Below are 19,038 nucleotides of genomic sequence, written 5' to 3' on the forward strand. Positions count from 1 at the left end.
CGCCTGACCGGTGCCCCGCCGTTCACCCCGTAGGGTGGACGGCGGGGCACCGTCGCGACCAGGAGGGGACACCGGAGATGGCAGGCTGGAGGATCCCGGGCTTGGCGGCCCGGCCTCGGTTCACGAGCCGGGCTACCGTCCTGGTCCTCGTGCTCTGCTCACTGGTGGCGATCCTGGCCTATCCGACCCGGCAGTTCATCTCGCAGCGCTCCGAGATCTCGGCGCAGCGCGCCCGGGCCGAGCACGCCCGGCAGCAGGTCGAACAGCTGCGCCGGGAGAAGGCCCGCTGGCAGGACCCGGAGTACGTCAAGGCGCAGGCCAGGACCAGGCTGCACTACGCGATGCCGGGGGAGACCCCGTACATCGCGGTGGACCCGACGGCCCAGGATCCGGCGAAGTCCACGCTGGGCGCGCCGCCGCCCGCGCAGGGCCCGGGTGCCGGGCCGGTCAAGGCCGCCCGGCCCTGGTACGCCAGCATCTGGGACTCCGTGGACGCCGCCGCCGCTCCCGTGCCCGCCGCCGCTCCCGTGCCCGCCGCCGCTCCGGTGCCCCCCACCGCTCCCGCGGCCCCCGCCGCCCCGGCGCAGTCCGCCCCTTCCTCACCACCCGCCCCCGCCCCCGCTGGAGACAGCTCCTCCCATGACCACTGAGAACCACCCCACCGTCTCCGACGAGGACGTCGCGGCCATCGCCGCGCAGCTCGGCCGGGTCCCCCGCGGCCTGCGCGGCGTGGCCCACCGCTGCCCGTGCGGCAACCCGGACGTCGTGGAGACGGCCCCCCGGCTGCCGGACGGCACGCCGTTCCCGACGCTCTACTACCTGACCTGCCCCAAGGCCGCCTCGCTGATCGGCACCCTGGAGGCGGACGGCGTGATGAAGGAGCAGACCGCCCGGCTCGCCGAGGATCCGGAGCTGGCCGCGGCCTACCAGAAGGCGCACGAGGACTACATCGCGCGCCGCGACGCCATCGAGGTGCTGGAGGGCTTCCCGAGCGCCGGCGGCATGCCGGACCGGGTCAAGTGCCTGCACGTGCTGGTCGGCCACTCGCTGGCGGCCGGCGAGGGCGTCAACCCGCTCGGCGACGAGGCGATCGGCATGCTGGAGGACTGGTGGGCCAAGGGCCCGTGCGTGTCCGCCGCCGAGGTCGAGGCCGCCGGTGAGCGGGTGCTCCGCAACCGGGCCAAGGAGCAGGACCACGAGGCCGTGATCGCGGCCAAGGAGCAGAAGACCGCCGAGCGGGCCGCCAAGCGGGCGGCCCGGGAGCCGGACGAGGCTGGGGAGGCCGAGGCATGAGCACCACCCGGGTGGCCGCGATCGACTGCGGGACCAACTCGATCCGGCTGCTGGTCGCGGACCTCGACCCGGAGACCGGGGCGATCACCGACCTCGACCGGCGGATGATCATCAACCGGCTGGGCCAGGGCGTGGACCGGACCGGCCGGCTGCACCCGGACGCGCTGGAGCGCACCTTCGCGGCCTGCAAGGAGTACGCCGAGGTGATCTCCGGTTTCGGGGTGGGGCCGGAGCGGATCCGCTTCGTCGCCACCAGCGCCTCCCGGGACGCCGAGAACAGCGCCGAGTACGTCGACGGCGTACGGGCGGCCCTGGGTGTCGAGCCGGTGGTGGTCAGCGGCGAGGAGGAGGCGCACCTCTCCTTCGTGGGTGCCACCAAGGAGCTGACCGGGGGCCGGTTCGCCGCCCCGTACCTGGTCTTCGACCTGGGCGGCGGCTCGACCGAGTTCGTGCTCGGGGCCGAGGACGTCCGGGCCGCCCGCTCGGTGGACATCGGCTGCGTCCGGCTGACCGAGCGGCACTTCGACGGTGCCGAGCTGCCCTCGGAGGCGCAGATCACCGAGGCGCGGGCGCATGTGCGGGCGGAGCTGGACCGGGCCGAGGAGGTCGTCCCGCTGACCGGCGCGGCGACCCTGGTCGGCCTGGCCGGGACGGTCACCACCATCTCGGCGATCGCCCAGGACCTGCCGCGGTACGACTCCGAGGCGATCCACCACTCCCGGATCTCCCGCGAGCGGGTCGCCGAGATCACCGACCGGCTGCTGCACGCCACCCACGCGGAGCGGGCGGCGATCCCGTCGATGCACCCGGGCCGGGTGGACGTGATCGCGGCGGGCGCGCTGGAGCTGCTGGAGATCATGGAGCGGACGGGCGCCGCCGAGGTGGTCGTCAGCGAGCACGACATCCTGGACGGCATCGCCTGGAGTATCGCCCGCTGACCAGGCACGGGGCTTACTTCCCCGGCCCCGGAGGCCCGTCCTGGGTCCCGGGGCCGGGGCGCGCCCGGGGCGCTGCGGAAAAGTTCGTGAATTTCTTCACATGAGGATCCGCTCTTTCGGTGGGCCGGGCGGTCCGGTCCGTCCGATTTGTGAGACCGAAGGCTCGCTGGGCGTGATAACCGCTGGATCGCAGGTTTCGGTTCGTCAGAGGTTTGAAAATCGGAATCCTGTGCGGGAACCGGGCCCCGCCACGGATCGTTGCTGCTCAGCGGGGCCGTTCGTACGGGCGTGCTCACCGGGGGGTCGCCATGGCCGTGAGGTGTCCGGTGAGGGGCCGAAACGGGGGCGCGAAGTGTAGCAGAGGGGGTCCAGACGCTTGTGAGCGGGCTCACGAAGGCTGCTCCGGACGGTGCTGGATACTTTCGGATATGAGCACCACGGAGCGTCCTCGCATCCTCATTGTCGGCGGTGGTTACGTCGGCCTGTATGCCGCGATGCGCATCCTCAAGAAGATGCGCTACGGCGAAGCGACCGTCACGGTCGTGGACCCGCGGTCGTACATGACGTACCTGCCCTTCCTCCCCGAGGCGGCCGGCGGCAACGTCGCGCCCCGCAACCTCGTCGCGCCCCTGCGCACCGCGCTGAAGAACGCGGAGGTGCTCACCGGTGCGGTCACCGGTGTGGACCACGAGCGCAAGATCGCCACGATCCAGCCCTCGGCGGGCGACTCGTACGAGCTGCCCTTCGACTACCTGGTCGTCGCGACCGGTTCGGTCTCCCGGACCTTCCCGATCCCCGGTCTGGCCGAGCACGGCATCGGCATGAAGACCGTGGAGGAGGCCATCGCCCTCCGCAACCACGTCATGGCGCAGCTGGACAAGGCCGAGTCCACCACGGACGAGGCGGTCCGCAGCAAGGCGCTGACCTTCGTCATCATCGGCGGCGGCTTCGCCGGCGTCGAGACGATCGCCGAGATCGAGGACATGGCGCGCGACGCCGCCAAGATCTACAAGACCGTCAGCCGTGACGACATGCGCTTCGTCGTGGTCGAGGCCGCCAACCGGATCCTCCCGGAGATGGGCCCGGACCTCGGTCTGTGGACCAAGGAGAAGCTGGAAGAGCGCAACATCGAGGTCTACATCGAGACCTCGATGGACTCCTGCCTCGACGGCCACGTCGTGCTGAAGAACGGCATGGAGATGGACGCCTCCACCATCGTGTGGACGGCCGGCGTGAAGCCGAACCCGGTGCTGGCCCAGTTCGGCCTGCCGCTGGGCCCGCGCGGCCACGTCGACACCGCGCCGACCCTCCAGGTCCAGGGCTTCGACTACGTCTGGTCCGCCGGCGACAACGCCCAGGTGCCGGACCTCGCCGCCGGCGAGGGCGCCTGGTGCCCGCCGAACGCCCAGCACGCCGTCCGCCAGGCCGCCGTCCTCGGCGACAACGTGATCTCCGGCATGCGCGGCTTCCCGCAGCAGGAGTACAAGCACAAGAACCTGGGTGCGGTCGCCGGCCTCGGCCTGCACAAGGGTGTGGCGATCCTCTTCGGCAAGTACAAGCTGAAGGGCCGCCCCGCCTGGTGGTTCCACCGCCTGTACCACGGCGCCATGGTCCCCACCTTCAACCGCAAGGTGCGCGTCTTCACCGACTGGACCCTCGCGGTCTTCCTGAAGCGCGAGATGGTCGGCCTCTCCCAGATGGAGAACCCGTACCAGCCGATCCAGGAAGTCACGGCGCCCACGCAGCGGCCCGCCGTCGAGGCCGCGAAGCCGGCCGCCGACAACGCGAAGCCGGCCGACAAGGAGCTCGCCGCCAGCAAGTAAGCGACCAGGGTCCCGGTGTGGGAGCACCGGGCATGCGTCGGAGGCCCTCCGCCCGGCAGCGTTGCCGGACCACGACCTCCGTGGTGCTCAGCCGGCTGTGCGAGTCGGGCGGAGTACAGAAGTACGAGAAGTGCGAGAAGTACGAGAACGCCCCTGCCGAAACCCTCCGGCAGGGGCGTTCTGGTGTGTGCGGGTGATCAGTCGGTCTTGATGCTGTCCAGGATGTCCAGCTTGGCGGCCCGGCGGGCCGGCCAGAAGGCGGCCACCATACCGACCAGGCCGGCCAGGGCCAGGAAGAGCAGCAGCTGGCCGAACGGCAGCACCGTGGTCAGGCCGTTCAGGCTGGACTTGAGGGTGCCGTTGATCGCCCAGGCCATGAAGCAGCCGAGCAGGAGACCGATGCCGGCGCCGAACACCGAGATCACCACGGACTCCAGGCGGACCATCCGCTTGATGCCGGAGCGGTCCAGGCCGATCGCCCGCAGCATGCCGATCTCGCGCTTGCGCTCGAAGACCGACATCGCCAGGGTGTTGATCACGCCGAGGATCGCGACGACCACCGACATCGCCAGCAGGCCGTACATGATGTTCAGCGCGAAGGTGATGTTCTGGCTGAAGTTGTCCCGGACGTCCTGGCGCGACTGCACCTCGATCACCGGGTTGGCGCCGGTGGCGTCCTTGAGCGCCTTCTTCAGCGCGTCGGTCTCCCCGTCGGTGCCCTTGACCAGGACGCGCTCCACGTACGGCTGGGGGTTGTGCTTGAGGATCTCGCCGTTGGCCAGCAGGGCCGAGCCCAGCATGCCGCCGCTCTCGTAGACGCCGCCGACGGTCAGCGTGCCCTTGGCGGCGCCGGGGTAGGCGACCTCGACGGTCGAGCCGGTGGTGACACCGAGCTTCTTCGCGAGCTCCTCGTCGATCAGCAGTTGGCCCTGGGCGGCCGAGGCGAGCGAGCCGCTCTTCATGGTCACCGAGACCAGTTTGTCGAGGCTGTCCGCGTTCAAGCCGGAGATGCTCCGGGTCCTGCCGTTGAGCTCCCAGGAGACCTGGGTCATCGGCGAGGAGGCGGCCACCCCGGCGGCCTTGGCGACCTCGGCCGGGACGGTGTCCGACAGGCTCATGTTGTTCGCCGTGGCGACCACGTAGTCGGCCCGCATCGTGCTGGTGATGGCCCGGTCGACGGTGTCGGTGACCGAGGCGCCGATCACGGTCAGACCGCTGACCAGGGTCAGGCCGATGGTGAGCGCGGCGGCGGTGGCGGCGGTGCGGCGCGGGTTGCGCACCGCGTTCTGCCGGGCCAGCTTGCCGGGCGTGCCGAACAGCCTGCCGAGGACCGGCCCGACCAGGGCGATCACCGGCCGGGAGAGCAGGGGCAGCAGGACGAAGACGCCCAGGATGGCGAGCAGCGCGCCGAGCGCCACCGGCATCCGGCCGTCCGCGTTGCCCTTGGCGGCGCCGAAGGCGATCAGGGCGATGCCGCCGGCGGCCAGCACCGAGCCGATCACGTTCCGGACCACCAGGGACTTCTGACTGGCCGGCTGGTCACCGCTGCTCATCGCGGCGACCGGGGCGATCCGGGCGGCGCGGACGGCGGGAAGCAGGGCGGAGAGCACCGTCACCAGGACGCCGACCACCAGGGTGACCACCACGGTCGTCGGCTTGATCACCAGCGCGCCGGTCGGCAGGCCGTCGTTCAGCGAGGCGATCAGGGACTGCAGCCCGGCGCCGATGCCGAGGCCGGCGACCAGGCCGGCCGAGGCCGCGAGGGTGCCGATGACGAAGGCCTCGATCAGCACCGAGCGGGTCACCTGCTTGCGGCTGGCGCCGATCGCCCGGAGCAGGGCCAGCTCCTTGGTGCGCTGGGCGATCAGCATGGTGAAGGTGTTGGCGATGATGAAGATGCCGACGAAGAGCGAGATCCCGGCGAACGCGAGCAGCATGGTGCGCATGCTCTCGGTCTCGCGGGTGATCATCCGCTCCTCCTCCGCCTTCAGGTCGGCGCCGGTGCGGGTCTCGATCCGCTGCTCCGGCCGGAGCTTCTGGTTCACCTCGGCGAGCAGGGCGTCCTGGCCGGTGCCGGGCTTGGCGGTGAGCACGATGCTGCTGTAGCGGCCGGGCTCCAGCAGCAGCTGCTGGGCGGTCGCGCGGTCGAACAGGGTGAGCGAGCCGCCGCTGTTCACCACCGGGTCGTCGCTGGTGAAGACACCGGTGAGCTTCGCCTCGACGACGGGGCCGTTGGCGGCGACCCGGACGGTGTCGCCGACCTTGTAGCCGCCCTTCTCGGCGGTCTTCCGGTCGAGGGCGATCTCCTTGCCGGTCTTCGGGCCCTGACCCTCGACCATCGGGTAGCGGGGGTCCTTGCCGTCCGGGCCGGGCGCGAAGTTGACGCCCCGGGCCGTCCAGGACTGGCCGATCAGATTGCCGCTCCGGTCGGCGACGCCGGTGAAGCCGCTGACCACGCCGCGGGCGCTCGCGGTGCCGGGCAGCGCGGCGAGCTGCTGGACGGTGGCGTCGGTCAGGGTGACCGGGCTCTTCTCGCTCTGCTCCCGGAGCGACGCGGAGGCGCCGGCGGCGTGGTCGACGACCTGCACCGACACGTCGGAGTAGCTCTTGGAGTTGTTCTCCCGCATGGCCTTGGCGAAGGTGTCGGAGAAGACCATGGTGCCGGCCACGAAAGCGGTGCCCAGCATGACGGCCAGAGCCGTCATCAGCAGTCGGCCCTTGTGGGCCAGCACATTGCGCAGTGCGGTGCGATACATGGGGTGTCCTGGGGTCCTGGATCTGCGAGGGGACGGGCGGGCCTGCTCGGGGCGGGCGCGGTGGGTCAGCCGGCGCGGTGGGTCAGCTGGTGCGGCCCTTGGCGTCGAAGCGGCGCATGCGGTCCAGGACGGTGTCGGCGGTGGGGTGGGTGAGCTCGTCGACGATGCGGCCGTCGGCGAGGAAGACGACGCGGTCGGCGTAGGCGGCGGCGACGGGGTCGTGGGTGACCATGACGACGGTCTGGCCGAGTTCGCGGACGGAGTTGCGCAGGAAGGAGAGGATCTCGGCGCCGGAGCGGGAGTCGAGGTTGCCGGTGGGCTCGTCGGCGAAGATGATGTCGGGCTTGCCGGCGAGGGCGCGGGCGCAGGCGACGCGCTGCTGCTGGCCGCCGGAGAGCTGGCTGGGGCGGTGGGTGAGCCGGCCGGAGAGGCCGACGGTCTCGACGACGCGGTCGAGCCAGGCCTTGTCGGCCTTGCGGCCGGCGATGTCCATGGGGAGGGTGATGTTCTCCAGGGCGGTGAGCGTCGGCAGCAGGTTGAAGGCCTGGAAGATGAAGCCGATGTGGTCGCGGCGCAGCTGGGTGAGCTGCTTGTCCTTGAGGCCGACGAGCTCGGTGTCGCCGATGGTGGAGGAGCCGGAGCTGACGGTGTCGAGGCCGGCCATGCAGTGCATGAGGGTGGACTTGCCGGAGCCGGACGGGCCCATGATGGCGGTGAACTCACCCTGGGGGAAGGTGACGCTGACGTTGTCCAGGGCGACGACGCGGGTCTCGCCCTCCCCGTAGACCTTGTTCAGGCCGGTGGCGCGGGCGGCCGCCCGGCCGGTGCGGACGGCGGTTGCGGTCGACGTGGTCACGGGGTGCTCCTCGGGTCGCGGGCATGGCGGGCCGGGCCGTACGGCGCCGGATCGGGTGGGCGGCCGGGCCCTCGCAGGGCTGTCCGGCCGTACCTCCATGCTCCGTCGGGTGATCATGGTTTCTCGTCGCTCCGCCGGACGGTTGGCCTGACCACCGCTGGGCGTACGCCCAGGTGACGCCCCTCCTCCTGCGGTATGACACGACCCCTGAGGGGAGCGCCGGTGGCCGGATCGAGCGGGTCGGGTGGCCAAATCACGGACTGTTCGTCAGATGGCAAGGAAACATGACAACTTCCCCGCCTCGGAACATGCGAAAGAGGAGGCCGGGCGACTAGGCTCAGGGGAGGCCCAAGCGGGGGCGGAGCAGTGCTCTCCGTTCCGTCGGCGGGGCCGGTTCGCAGGACGCCCAGATGGTGGAACGCAGACACGGGCAGCTTAAAACTGCTTGGCCGCAAGGCCGTGCCGGTTCGAGTCCGGCTCTGGGCACAAACCCCCGCGGGGACGCCGACCGGCGTCCCCGCCGGACGTCAGTGGCCGAATCCTTCTCGCGGCGGATGCCCATTTTTTTGCCAAGCCATTACCCTTGTGGTTCGGGCGGTGCAGTGCCGCCACGGAGGGAATGAGCAATGAGAAGCAGCAACCCGGTCTTCTCGCGGGAGGGGTCCTTCACCCGCGAGTCCGGCTACGCGGGTTTCGGCACCACCCGGACCCCGCAGGCCGGGAGCCCGTACGCGGGCAACCCCTACGGCAACAACCCGTACGGCAACAACCCGTACGCCGACAACCCCTACGGCCAGCAGCCCCAGGGGCAGCCGTCGCTGACCGACGAGCAGCTCGGCGCGATGTACGACGCCCCGTCCGCCGGTCCGCTGGCGACGGGTCGGATGACGCTCGACGACGTGGTCGCGCGCACCGCGATGACGCTGCTCACCCTGGTCGCCGCCGGCGGCCTCGCCTGGTTCGCGCTGCCGGACCGGAACCTCGGCCTTGCCCTCGGCGCCTCGCTGGTCGCCATGGTGCTCGGCGTGGTGATCTCCTACAGGCGGAGCGTCAGCCCGGCGCTGATCCTGCTCTACGCGGGCCTTGAGGGCTTCGCGCTCGGTGCGATCACCAAGATGTTCAACACCATCTGGCCGGGGATCGCCGTCCAGGCGGTGCTGGGTACCGCGGCGGTCTTCGCGGCGATGCTGATCGCCTACAAGACCGGCCGGATCAGGGTCACCCCGCGCTACACCCGGATCGGCATCGCGATCGGCATGGGCTTCGTGCTGCTGATGCTGGTCAACCTGGTCGCCTCGCTGGTCTTCGGCGCCGACATGGGGCTGCGCTCCGGCCCGCTGGGCATCGTGGTCGGCCTGATCGGCATCGGTCTCGGCGCGTTCTTCCTCTCGCTGGACTTCGCGGCCATCGAGGAGGCCATCGCGCACGGCGCGCCGCAGCAGGAGTCCTGGCGGGCCGCCTTCGGGCTCACCCTGTCGCTGGTCTGGATCTACGTCGAGATGCTGCGGCTGATCGCGATCCTGCGCGGCGACGACTGATCCCGCCGTCCCCCCCCGCGCGCCCTCGGCGCGCACCACTGCCGCCGGGCCCCGGAGCATCCGCTCCGGGGCCCGGCGGCTTTTGGGTGCCGTCCGGCCCGGTCCCCGGTGGCCCGTATGCTCGCGGCATGCCCGAGACGTCCGATCCGAAGACCCTGGCCGAGGCGGTCGACGCCCTGGCCGACCGGTTCCGCTCGATGCCGCAGAGCCGGCTGCTCGGCGCCGTCCCCGGCCACTCCTCGCGGGCCGCGGCCGGGCTGGAGCTGGCCCGCTGGCTGGCGGCCGCGGCGCAGGCCGCCGAGGCGGCCCGGGCGGACGGCGGACCGGACGGCGGGGCGGTCGGCGGAGCGCCGCGCGAGCTGCCGGAGGCCGGGGCGTTCGCGGTCGGCGACCAGCTCGCGGTGGTCGGGCACGACCTGGCGGCGGCGCTGGCCGCGCTGCCCGGGGACGCCGCGGTGACCCTGCCGGACGACGGCGCGGTGGCGGCGGAGACGGTCCGGGAGCTGGCCGTGCGGCGGCTGGCGGAGGCCTCCGCCGCCCTGTGACGGCCCGGGGCCGCCCGGTGTTGCCTGGAGGGGCCTGGACGGACGCGCCGAGGGCCGACCGGATCGGCAACCCCCGCGATCCGGTCGGCCCTCGGCCCCGCGCGCTCGGGTCAGATGCTGGCCACCACCCGGTCGGCGAGCACGTACACCGCGTCCTCGTCCGTGGAGAAGGTCAGCGAGTAGGAGCCGGAGAACCGCGAGCCGCCGAGCAGCCGGACGTTCTCACCGGCCCGGACGGCGTCGATCAGCCGGTACGCGGCCTCGCGGTCGCCCGGGGCCACGCAGAGCGTGGTGCCGTCGGCGAAGGCGTAGACGTCCAGGGTGCCGAGCGGGCCGGGGCGGACGTCGATCAGCGCGGTGCCCTCCTCGGCGAGCGCGGTCAGCCGGGTGTCGGTCCACTCCCGGGACGGCGCCTGGCTGGGCACGAAGTCGGGGTGCGAGGGGTGGCGGCGCGGGTCGGGCGCGGCGGCCGGGGCCTCCTCGACGGTCGCGCCGGTGTCCAGCAGCCCGGCCTCCAGACCGGTGGCCAGCAGGTCGGCCTCGCGGCGGGCCCGGGCGTCCCCGGTGGGCCCGTCGGCAGGGTGGCCGGCCGGGTGACCGGCCGGGTGGCCGGGGCGCAGCGGGCTGCCGCCCTCGGTCTCGGGCTCGGCCGGGCGGGCGCTGCCGCCGCCGTCGATGAGGTCCTCCAGCGCCGAGCGCAGCGCCTCGCCGAACTCCGGGTCCATGGTGCCGGCGTTGTCGGCGGCCTCGTTCGGCCCGGTGGGGCGGGGGAAGAAGAGCGGCCACTCGTCGGTGGTGCTGAAGACACCGGCGAAGGGGGAGTCGAACAGCGGCGCGTCCTCGGCCGCGCGGGCCTCCTGCTCGGCCCAGAACGCCCGGGCCTCGGTGATCTCCCGTTCGCGGTCGGCGGCCAGCGCCTCGGCGACGGCCCGGCGTATCGCGGCCTCGTCGACGGCCGGGGCGGCGGCGGCGTCGCGCGCGTCCAACCGGCGGGAGATGGCCCGGAGGTGGAGCAGCACGGCGGTCGACACGGCGATCAGGATCAGCAGCAGGATGGTGTAGACGGCGCTCACGGAACGTACTCCTAGCGAGGAGCGGAACGGGGTTACCTCTCCACACTGCCCCATCCGGTGCTGTTACCGCAGTGGCGAATGTCCAATTTGTCGGTGACTTTCGCGCTTGTCCCCAAATTGTTAGGTAGTACCGCTCTACGCTGCGGAGTTGATCCGCTCCGCACCGTCGATTTCCGGTCCGGAAACGAAAGAAATGAGGGCCGGATCGACCTCTCGGTGTGATCCGGCCCTCAATTACGCTGCGTCACTCCAAATGGGTGGTCTGGACCCTTCGGGGTTGACAGCGAGGGGTCAGCTGAGGCGCTCCAGCACCATCGCCATGCCCTGGCCGCCGCCGACGCACATGGTCTCCAGGCCGAACTGCTTGTCGTGCCACTGGAGGGAGTTGATCAGGGTGGTGGTGATCCGCGCACCGGTCATGCCGAAGGGGTGGCCGACCGCGATCGCGCCGCCGTTGACGTTCAGCCGGTCCAGGTCGACGCCGAGGTCCCGGTAGGACGGGATCACCTGGGCGGCGAAGGCCTCGTTGATCTCGACCAGGTCGATGTCGCCGATGGAGAGGCCGGCCCGCCGGAGCGCCTGCTTCGAGGCCTCGACCGGGCCGTAGCCCATGATCTCGGGGGAGAGCGCGCTGACACCGGTGGAGACCACCCGGGCGAGCGGGGTGATGCCCAGCTCGCGGGCCTTGGTGTCGGACATGATGACCAGCGCGGCGGCGCCGTCGTTCAGCGGGCAGCAGTTACCGGCGGTCACCGTGCCGTCCGGGCGGAAGACCGGCTTCAGGCCGGAGACGCCCTCCAGGGTGACGCCGGCGCGCGGGCCGTCGTCCGCCGAGACCACGGTGCCGTCGGGGGTGGTGACCGGGGTGATCTCGCGCTCCCAGAAGCCGGCCTTGATGGCGGCCTCGGCGAGGTTCTGCGAGCGGACGCCGAACTCGTCCTGCTCGGCGCGGGTGATGCCCTTGAGCGCGGCGAGGTTCTCGGCGGTCTGCCCCATCGCGATGTAGGCGTCCGGCAGCAGCCCGTCCTCACGCGGGTCGTGCCACTCGCCGCCACCCGTCTCCGCCCGATGGGCGGTGCGCGCCTGGGCCTCGTCGAACAGCGGGTTCATGGTGCCCGGCATGCCGTCCGAGGTGCCGTTGACCGAGCGCGAGACGGTCTCCACGCCGGCCGAGAGGAAGACGTCGCCCTCGCCGGCCTTGATCGCGTGCAGTGCCATCCGGGTGGTCTGCAGCGAGGAGGAGCAGTAGCGGGTGATGGTGGTGCCGGGCAGGTAGTCCATGCCCATCTGCACCGCCACGATGCGGGCCAGGTTGTGGCCCTGCTCGCCGCCGGGCAGGCCGCAGCCGAGCATCAGGTCGTCGATCTCGCGCGGGTCCAGCTCCGGCACCTTGGCCAGCGCGGCCTGGATGACGTGCGCGGTCAGGTCGTCCGGGCGGACGTCCTTCAGGGAGCCCTTGAAGGCCCGGCCGATCGGCGAACGGGTGGCGCTGACGATGACGGCTTCGGGCATGGCGGGCTCCTCGCTGAGTGGCGGCGGACAGGCGTCCGGGAGGAAAGTTACCGCTTGGTAGCTCAGTCGTCACCCGCCCCGCTGTGTGAGCTGGCCGACGTGTTGCCGGGGCCCGGCCCGGAGCGCTCGGACGGCCCCGCCGGCGGCCCTTCCGGCGGCCCCGCGAGCGCTGCCCCGGGCAGCCCGTCGAGCCCTCCGGCGGCCGACCGGCCGAGCCCCGCGCCGACCGGCGCGTCGGCGGGCCCGGAGCCCGGCGGGCCGATCCGCAGCCGGTGGCGCAGCAGCGCCCAGCGCCCGGCCGCGCCGTCCTCGCCGTCGACCGCCGCCACCTCGCTGCCGGACCGGCCGGCCGCGGCCGCGGCGGCCACCGCCACCGGCAGCACCGCCTCGCCGGGGACCGGCCCGTCCGCCGGCTCCTCCTGCGGCCAGAGGCCCAGTGCGGCGCAGACCGAGGGCAGCACGGCCATCGCGGCCGTCGCGTAGCCCTGGGCCGAGGGGTGGTAGCGGTCGGCGGCGAACATCTCGGGCCGGGCCGCGAACTCCGGCCCGAGCAGCGAGCCGAGCGAGACCGTCCGGCCGCCCGCCTCCACCACCGCGATGGTCTGCGCGGCGGCCAGCTGGCGGCTGAGCCGGCGGGCCACCCAGCGCAGTGGCGGGCGGACCGGCTTGATGGTCCCGAGATCGGGGCAGGTGCCGACCACCACCTCGCAGCCGGTGGCGCGCAGCGCGGCGACGGTCTCGCCGAGTTGGCGAACCGCGAGCTGGGCCGGGCTGTGCCGGGTCACGTCGTTGGCGCCGACCATGATCACGGCGATGTCGGGGAGGTGCGGCAGGGCCTGTTCCAGCTGGCCGGCCAGATCGGTGGAGCGGCCGCCGGAGAACGCCACGTTGATCAGCCGGACGGGGCGCTCGGCGACCGAGGCGAGGCCGGCGGCGAGCAGCGCGCCCGGGGTCTCCCTGGCCCGCAGCACCCCAAGACCGGCGGCGGTGGAGTCGCCGAGGAAGGCCAGCACCAGCGGCGGCTGCGGCGCGGCCGCGGTGTCGGCGAAGGCCTCGCCGTAGACGCCGTCGGCCTTGGGCGGGTCGCCCTCCAGGACGCCGATGGCCTGCACGGCCAGCCTGCTCTCGGTCAGCAGCAGGCCCACCAGCCCCACGCCCAGTACCCCGAGCCCGCCGCCGCCGTACGCCGCCGCGGTGGCGATCCGGCGGGCCACCCGGGCCCTCGACTCCTGTGCCCCTGGCATCCGGTGCCCCCTTCGCGTCCTCGTGCCACCCCGGCGGGGGCCGTTCCCGATGCGTGTACACCCCTAGTACCCGCGATGGCGGCGGCCTACGACGGGGGTGGGCCGTTCGTGGGGCGCACGGGCCAGCCGGGGCCTCTGGTACGGCCTAGGCTTTGCAGTACCGAAGGCACGCCCACAAACCGGGAGGACCCCCGTGCGGTACCACAACTCGATCATCGACCTGGTAGGCAACACGCCGCTGGTCAAGCTGAACAAGGTCACCGAGGGGATCACCGCCACCGTGCTCGCCAAGGTCGAGTACTTCAACCCGGGCGGCTCGGTGAAGGACCGCATCGCGATGCGCATGATCGAGGCCGCCGAGGCCTCCGGCGCCCTGAAGCCCGGCGGCACCATCGTCGAGCCGACCTCCGGCAACACCGGTGTCGGTCTGGCGATCGTGGCCCAGCAGAAGGGCTACAAGTGCATCTTCGTCTGCCCCGACAAGGTGTCCACCGACAAGATCAACACCCTGCGCGCCTACGGCGCCGAGGTGGTCGTCTGCCCGACCGCCGTCGCCCCCGAGCACCCGGACTCCTACTACAACGTCTCGGACCGCCTGGTCCGCGAGACCCCGAACGCCTGGAAGCCGGACCAGTACTCCAACGCCGACAACCCGGCCTCGCACTACCACTCGACCGGCCCGGAGCTGTGGGAGCAGACCGAGGGGCGGATCACCCACTTCGTGGCGGGCGTCGGCACCGGCGGCACCATCTCCGGCACCGGCAACTACCTGAAGGAGGTCTCCGGGGGCAAGGTCAAGGTGATCGGCGCCGACCCGGAGGGCTCGGTCTACTCCGGCGGCACCGGCCGGCCGTACCTGGTCGAGGGCGTCGGTGAGGACTTCTGGCCGACCGCCTACGACCGCGGCGTCGCGGACGGCATCGTCGCCGTCTCCGACAAGGACTCCTTCCAGATGACCCGCCGCCTGGCCAAGGAGGAGGGCCTGCTGGTCGGCGGCTCCTGCGGGATGGCGGTGGTCGCCGCGCTGGAGGTCGCCAAGGAGCTCGGCCCGGACGACGTCGTCGTGGTGCTGCTGCCGGACGGCGGCCGCGGCTACCTCTCGAAGATCTTCAACGACGACTGGATGGCCGACTACGGCTTCCTGCCGTCCGCCACCGACGAGGCGCACATCGGCGAGGTGCTGGGCCGCAAGGACGCCATCGAGCACGAGGGCATCCCGCAGTTCGTCCACATGCACCCCAACGAGACGGTCGCCGAGGCCGTCCGGGTGCTGCGCGAGTACGGCGTCTCGCAGATGCCGGTGGTCTCGCCGGGCGCCGGCCACCCGGACATCATGGCCGGCGAGGTGATCGGCTCGGTGGTCGAGAAGCTGCTGCTGGAGGGCGTCTTCGCGGGCGACATCCAGCTGACCGACACACTGGACAAGGTGATGTCCAAGCCGCTGCCGGTGGTCGGCTCGGGCGAGACCGTTACCAATCTGATGTCGGTGCTGGAGAAGGACGACGCCGCGGTGGTGCTGGTGGAGGGCAAGCCGCAGGGCATCGTCACCCGTCAGGACCTGCTCGGCTTCCTGACCGGCAGCCGCGCCGGGCACTGAGCCGCCGGGCCGCCCGGGCCACTGAGCCGGAGTCAGTCGCCTTTCCCGACCCGGCGGCTGAGGAACCGTGCGGCACCGGTTCCGTTTCCAGGCGAACCGGTACACCGGCGTCATCTCCGTGCAGCACGGGCTTAACACGGCTGGGGCATCGTTGTGCACACGGCAAGACGCCGAACGAGACGGCGGTGACTGACCGGGAGCGGCTCCCCGGCGCCACGGTTCGTCTCGGGCACGACGGTCGGTCCTGACCCGGCCGGTGGTGTCCCAGCCCGTGGAGACGCCGTTGTCCCGCCCCTGCCCGGCTCCGGCCGGTCGCCAGGGTGAGGCGGCTTCCCGGGCGAACGCGCCGCTTGGCGCATCCGCGCGGCTCCCGGGTGGGGGAGCCGGGCGGGGGCGGTGGGGCCGGTCCCTCCCTAGGGGGGACCGGCCCCGCTGCTTTCTCCGGCGTCGGCGGCGGGTGGGATCCCGTAGGCTCGGCGCATGACCAGCACTGACACGACCGGCCAGGACAGCCCGCACTACGTCCGGCTCGTCATCGAGCTCATCGCCGAGATCACCGACGAGGGCGCCCTCAAGGCGGCGGCCCTGGAGCAGGTGTCCGCGGACGAGTACCTCGACGACGAGGAGCGCGCGCAGTCCGTCGAGGCCATCGAGGTGGATCCGTCGGGCTCGCTCGCCCACTTCATCGACCCGGTGGAACTGCTCGGCGATGTCCCGGGGGTCGAGCTCGCCTCGGCGACCTGGGAGTCGGCGAAGACCGACTTCGACCCCGAGAGCGACGAGTGGGACGAGTACGCGGTGGAGGAGGCCGCCGAGTAGGCGACCGCCCCTATCGGTGAACGCCCGGTCTGCTCTCCGCAGGCCGGGCTTTTTGTCCATATTTGGCGCTCGGTTTCGTCTTCTCATACGATCGCAAGTCGTTGTGAGGGAACCGTGAACGCGCGGATTGCGTTTCTGTATCCGTATGGCCCGAACGAGCAGCAGGGAGTGGGCGACGTGACGGCACGGGAAGGTCAGGGCCGGTCGGCCGGGAGCATGTGGAGCCGGCGCGGCGTACTGGCCGGCCTGATAGGCGCCCCGGTGCTGCTGGTGGCGGCCTGCAACGACACCAAGAGCGTCGCCCCGGGCACCGGTGGGACAGGCGCGGGCGGGACAGGCGGCACCGGTGACAGCACCGGACAGCCGACCCCCAGCGCCACCAGCACCCCCAAGATCTCCGCCGCCGTGATCACCGTCACCCCCGCCGACGGCACCACCGCGGCCGGCTTCAGCGATCCGGTCCGGGTCGCCGTGGCCGGCGGCACCCTCACCACGGTCAAGGTCACCGACTCCGCCGGCAAGGCGCTGGCCGGGAAGCTGTCCGACGACGGCACCGTCTGGACCTCCGCCACCTCCCCGGCCAGCGGCACCAAGTACACGGTGGCCGCGGTCGCCGTCGACAAGGACAAGCTGGAGGCCGACGCCAACGCCGTCTTCACCACGGCGACCCCGGCCAACACCTTCGTGGGCTACTTCACCCCCGAGGACGGCTCGGTCGTCGGGGTCGGCATGCCGGTCTCGATCAACTTCAGCAAGCCCGTCACCGACCGCAAGACCGTCCAGCAGGCGATCACCGTCATCGCCGAGCCGGGCGTCGAGATCGTCGGGCACTGGTTCTCCAGCACCCGCCTCGACTTCCGCCCGCAGGAGTACTGGGCCACGGGCACCAGGGTGACCCTCCAGCTCCGACTCAAGGACGTCCAGGGCGCCAAGGGCGTCTACGGCACCCAGTCCAAGGACGTCCACTTCACCATCGGCCGCGCCCAGACCAGCGTCGCCGACCTCGCCGCCAAGCGGCTCACCGTCACCACCGACGGCCAGGTCAGCGCCGTCTACGCGATCTCCGGCGGCTCGCCCGAGTTCCGCACCTGGGGCGGCCGGATGGTGATCACCGAGCAGTACCAGCAGACCCGGATGAACTCGCAGACCGTCGGCCTCGGCAGCGAGTACGACATCCCGGATGTGCCGCACGCCCAGCGGCTCAGCACCTCCGGCACCTTCATCCACGGCAACTACTGGGCCCCGGCGTCGACCTTCGGCAACCAGAACACCAGCCACGGCTGTGTCGGCCTGCGCGACGTCAAGGGCGGCCAGGACGCCGGCGCGGACGGCTACAAGTTCTTCAAGAGCTCGATCATCGGCGACGTGGTCGAGGTCGTGAACTCCGGCGACAAGACCGTCGTGCCGTCCAACGGCCTCAACGGCTGGAACATGGACTGGGCCGACTGGAAGGCCGGCAGCGCCGTCTGACGGTTCCGGACGGCCCGGAAATCCCCCCGGGAACGACAGAACCCCGCCCGCCCCCCGAGGAGTCAGGGGGGTGTGAAACGCGAGCAGAGGGAGCGCCTGGACGCCGAGTTCAGCGCGTTCGTCGTCGGCGTCGGACCCGGTCTGATCAGGCTGGCCGAGCTGTTGACCGGTGATCCGCACCGGGCCCGGGACATCGTGCAGTCGGCGCTCGAACGCGCCTACCTGCACTGGCCCAGGATCACGGCGAACGCGGACGACCCGGCCGCCTATGTGCGGCGGATCGTCGTCAACCAGCACCGCGACTGGTGGCGGCGGCTGCGCAACCGCGAGCTGCCCACCGACCGCGCCCCGGACCGGCCGGCGCCGGCCGACTTCGCCGAGCAGCAGGCCCAGCGGGCCCTGCTGCGGGAGGCGCTGGCCGGCCTGACCCGGCGGGAGCGGACGGTCGTGGTGCTGCGGTACTACGGGGACCTGAGTGAGGCCGAGACCGCCGCCGAACTGGGCATCGCGCCCGGGACGGTCAAGTCCACGCTGCACCGGGCACTGTCGAAGCTGCGCGCACGGCCCGAGCTCGCCGACCGCCACGGCGGTCCGGCGAGCCACGACCCGAGCGACATCGAGGTGTCGGTATGAGCGGTACGAGCGGTATGAGCGGCAAGAACGGCGATACGGGATTCGAGGAGCGGCTCGGTGAGCTGCTGACGGGGCAGGACACGGCGTGGGGAGCGGGGGGACCGGACCCGGCGGTGGTCATCGCCGGGGCGCGGCGCCGCCGGGCCCGGCGGCGGGTCGGCGCGGGGGCGGTCGCGCTCACGGTCGCGCTGGTCTGCGGGGGGACGGCGCTGACCTTCGGGGGCGCCCGGCCGGCCGACGGCGTGGTGGCGGCGGGGACGGCCACGTCGAGGGTCGCCGTGCTGCCCGGCGCGGCCCCGGTGGCGTCGGCGGTGGTGTCCGCCGTGACCGGGTCGTCCGCGCCGCAGGCACGGCCGGACTCGCCGGTCCTGCGGGTGGCACCCGGCGAGCAGGTCCCGATCGCGGAGGGCTATCGGATGAGCGTCACCGCGACCGTGTCCTGCGTCGAGAAGTGGGAGCAGGCCACCGGAGCGTGGGAGCAGCCGTTCGGCTGCCGGGACGCCACCAGCGACAACCTCGACCACACCCGGCCGACCATCGGCGCGCAGAGCATGGGCGACGCCCAGCGCACCGTGGTGACCGGCCTCTACCTGGGGCCGACGCCGGCCGGGATCACCGTCGAGCTCGGCGGCACCGAGGTCGGCGCCACCCTGGTCACCACCGCGGGGATGCAGGGCTGGACGGCCTACTACGCGGTGCTCCCCGCCAACGTCCGGCCCCCGGCGTCGGAGGGGCCGGGCAGCAGGCCCGTCGCGGCGGCGTGGGCGGCGGACGGGACGCGGCTCGCGGACCTGCTCGACCCGCGCCGGCCCGACCCGTGGGCCACCGCGGGCGGCGGGGCGGGGGCGCCCGCCGCGCACTGAACGCGGACGGGGCGAACGCGGCCGGGGTGAACGCGGACGGGGTGAACGCGACGGCCGATTTCCGCCGGACTTCCGGGG

The 19,038-nt window shown here is 72.4% G+C and carries 15 protein-coding genes, 1 tRNA gene and 1 pseudogene; 12 read left to right on the forward strand and 5 right to left on the reverse strand.

Annotated features, from left to right (window positions below; genetic code table 11):
* The first annotated feature begins 149 nt into the window (after window positions 1-149).
* The 4 genes and pseudogenes from ACFP3U_RS20230 to ACFP3U_RS20245 all read left to right on the forward strand — a co-directional run bounded on the left by ACFP3U_RS20230 (window position 150) and on the right by ACFP3U_RS20245 (window position 4,054).
* Window positions 150-650: an FtsB family cell division protein gene (locus ACFP3U_RS20230; RefSeq protein ID WP_380226990.1), complete on the forward strand. Its 501-nt coding sequence runs from the start codon at window positions 150-152 to the stop codon at window positions 648-650.
* A pseudogene (locus ACFP3U_RS20235) lies at window positions 622-1,161 on the forward strand (DUF501 domain-containing protein); the annotation flags it as partial. The gene ACFP3U_RS20230 and the pseudogene ACFP3U_RS20235, both read left to right, overlap by 29 nt.
* Before the next feature lie 128 nt (window positions 1,162-1,289).
* Window positions 1,290-2,231 carry a Ppx/GppA phosphatase family protein gene (locus tag ACFP3U_RS20240; protein WP_380226991.1) on the forward strand — a complete coding sequence of 314 codons (942 nt, stop codon included), beginning with the start codon at window positions 1,290-1,292 and terminating at the stop codon, window positions 2,229-2,231.
* A gap of 428 nt (window positions 2,232-2,659) precedes the next feature.
* Window positions 2,660-4,054: an NAD(P)/FAD-dependent oxidoreductase gene (locus ACFP3U_RS20245; protein ID WP_380226992.1), complete on the forward strand. Its 1,395-nt coding sequence runs from the start codon at window positions 2,660-2,662 to the stop codon at window positions 4,052-4,054.
* A gap of 197 nt (window positions 4,055-4,251) precedes the next feature.
* Here ACFP3U_RS20245 and ACFP3U_RS20250 read toward each other — a convergent pair whose 3' ends face one another.
* Window positions 4,252-6,810 carry an ABC transporter permease gene (locus tag ACFP3U_RS20250; RefSeq protein ID WP_380226993.1) on the reverse strand — a complete coding sequence of 853 codons (2,559 nt, stop codon included), beginning with the start codon at window positions 6,808-6,810 and terminating at the stop codon, window positions 4,252-4,254.
* Between the two features lie 82 nt (window positions 6,811-6,892).
* Window positions 6,893-7,666 (reverse strand): ABC transporter ATP-binding protein, encoded by a 774-nt coding sequence (locus ACFP3U_RS20255; RefSeq protein ID WP_380226994.1) that lies wholly within the window; start codon window positions 7,664-7,666, stop codon window positions 6,893-6,895.
* Window positions 7,667-8,070: 404 nt separating this feature from the next.
* Here ACFP3U_RS20255 and ACFP3U_RS20260 point away from each other — a divergent pair.
* The 3 genes from ACFP3U_RS20260 (at window position 8,071) to ACFP3U_RS20270 (ending at window position 9,749) form a co-directional block, all read left to right on the forward strand.
* Window positions 8,071-8,152 (forward strand) — tRNA-Leu (locus ACFP3U_RS20260).
* Window positions 8,153-8,292: 140 nt separating this feature from the next.
* Window positions 8,293-9,204, forward strand: coding sequence for a Bax inhibitor-1/YccA family protein (locus tag ACFP3U_RS20265; RefSeq protein ID WP_380226995.1), 912 nt, complete (start codon window positions 8,293-8,295; stop codon window positions 9,202-9,204).
* A gap of 128 nt (window positions 9,205-9,332) precedes the next feature.
* Entirely contained in the window at window positions 9,333-9,749 is a 417-nt protein-coding gene (locus ACFP3U_RS20270) for a hypothetical protein (RefSeq protein ID WP_380226996.1), read from the forward strand.
* A 110-nt stretch (window positions 9,750-9,859) separates the two neighbouring features.
* Here ACFP3U_RS20270 and ACFP3U_RS20275 read toward each other — a convergent pair whose 3' ends face one another.
* The 3 genes from ACFP3U_RS20275 to ACFP3U_RS20285 all read right to left on the reverse strand — a co-directional run bounded on the left by ACFP3U_RS20275 (window position 9,860) and on the right by ACFP3U_RS20285 (window position 13,578).
* Entirely contained in the window at window positions 9,860-10,822 is a 963-nt protein-coding gene (locus tag ACFP3U_RS20275) for a serine/threonine-protein kinase (protein ID WP_380226997.1), read from the reverse strand.
* 291 nt (window positions 10,823-11,113) lie between these two features.
* The gene (locus ACFP3U_RS20280) at window positions 11,114-12,334 is read right to left on the reverse strand and encodes an acetyl-CoA C-acetyltransferase (RefSeq protein ID WP_380226998.1); all 1,221 of its coding nucleotides are present in this window, start codon (window positions 12,332-12,334) and stop codon (window positions 11,114-11,116) included.
* Between the two features lie 62 nt (window positions 12,335-12,396).
* Window positions 12,397-13,578, reverse strand: a complete 1,182-nt coding sequence (locus tag ACFP3U_RS20285; RefSeq protein ID WP_380226999.1) for an SGNH/GDSL hydrolase family protein — start codon at window positions 13,576-13,578, stop codon at window positions 12,397-12,399.
* 193 nt (window positions 13,579-13,771) lie between these two features.
* On the opposite strand from ACFP3U_RS20285, the gene ACFP3U_RS20290 reads away from it, so the two are divergent.
* The 5 genes from ACFP3U_RS20290 (at window position 13,772) to ACFP3U_RS20310 (ending at window position 18,960) form a co-directional block, all read left to right on the forward strand.
* Window positions 13,772-15,175 carry a cystathionine beta-synthase gene (locus tag ACFP3U_RS20290; protein WP_380227000.1) on the forward strand — a complete coding sequence of 468 codons (1,404 nt, stop codon included), beginning with the start codon at window positions 13,772-13,774 and terminating at the stop codon, window positions 15,173-15,175.
* A 480-nt stretch (window positions 15,176-15,655) separates the two neighbouring features.
* Window positions 15,656-15,994: a hypothetical protein gene (locus ACFP3U_RS20295; protein WP_380227001.1), complete on the forward strand. Its 339-nt coding sequence runs from the start codon at window positions 15,656-15,658 to the stop codon at window positions 15,992-15,994.
* A 216-nt stretch (window positions 15,995-16,210) separates the two neighbouring features.
* Window positions 16,211-17,464 carry a L,D-transpeptidase gene (locus tag ACFP3U_RS20300; RefSeq protein ID WP_380227054.1) on the forward strand — a complete coding sequence of 418 codons (1,254 nt, stop codon included), beginning with the start codon at window positions 16,211-16,213 and terminating at the stop codon, window positions 17,462-17,464.
* A 72-nt stretch (window positions 17,465-17,536) separates the two neighbouring features.
* Entirely contained in the window at window positions 17,537-18,097 is a 561-nt protein-coding gene (locus tag ACFP3U_RS20305) for a SigE family RNA polymerase sigma factor (RefSeq protein ID WP_380227002.1), read from the forward strand.
* Window positions 18,094-18,960, forward strand: a complete 867-nt coding sequence (locus ACFP3U_RS20310; protein WP_380227003.1) for a hypothetical protein — start codon at window positions 18,094-18,096, stop codon at window positions 18,958-18,960. The genes ACFP3U_RS20305 and ACFP3U_RS20310 overlap by 4 nt, the downstream gene beginning before the upstream one ends.
* The last annotated feature ends 78 nt before the right edge of the window (window positions 18,961-19,038 follow it).

The organism is Kitasatospora misakiensis (assembly GCF_042656005.1).
Lineage (GTDB): Bacteria > Actinomycetota > Actinomycetes > Streptomycetales > Streptomycetaceae > Kitasatospora > Kitasatospora misakiensis.

Coding starts and splice junctions, on each gene's coding strand:
- ACFP3U_RS20285 (WP_380226999.1), bottom strand. CDS start 13,578: ATGCCAGGGGCACAGGAGTCGAGGGCCCGGGTGGCCCGCCGGATCGCC.
- ACFP3U_RS20270 (WP_380226996.1), top strand. CDS start 9,333: ATGCCCGAGACGTCCGATCCGAAGACCCTGGCCGAGGCGGTCGACGCC.
- ACFP3U_RS20250 (WP_380226993.1), bottom strand. CDS start 6,810: ATGTATCGCACCGCACTGCGCAATGTGCTGGCCCACAAGGGCCGACTG.
- ACFP3U_RS20280 (WP_380226998.1), bottom strand. CDS start 12,334: ATGCCCGAAGCCGTCATCGTCAGCGCCACCCGTTCGCCGATCGGCCGG.
- ACFP3U_RS20245 (WP_380226992.1), top strand. CDS start 2,660: ATGAGCACCACGGAGCGTCCTCGCATCCTCATTGTCGGCGGTGGTTAC.
- ACFP3U_RS20265 (WP_380226995.1), top strand. CDS start 8,293: ATGAGAAGCAGCAACCCGGTCTTCTCGCGGGAGGGGTCCTTCACCCGC.
- ACFP3U_RS20240 (WP_380226991.1), top strand. CDS start 1,290: ATGAGCACCACCCGGGTGGCCGCGATCGACTGCGGGACCAACTCGATC.
- ACFP3U_RS20310 (WP_380227003.1), top strand. CDS start 18,094: ATGAGCGGTACGAGCGGTATGAGCGGCAAGAACGGCGATACGGGATTC.
- ACFP3U_RS20295 (WP_380227001.1), top strand. CDS start 15,656: ATGACCAGCACTGACACGACCGGCCAGGACAGCCCGCACTACGTCCGG.
- ACFP3U_RS20300 (WP_380227054.1), top strand. CDS start 16,211: ATGTGGAGCCGGCGCGGCGTACTGGCCGGCCTGATAGGCGCCCCGGTG.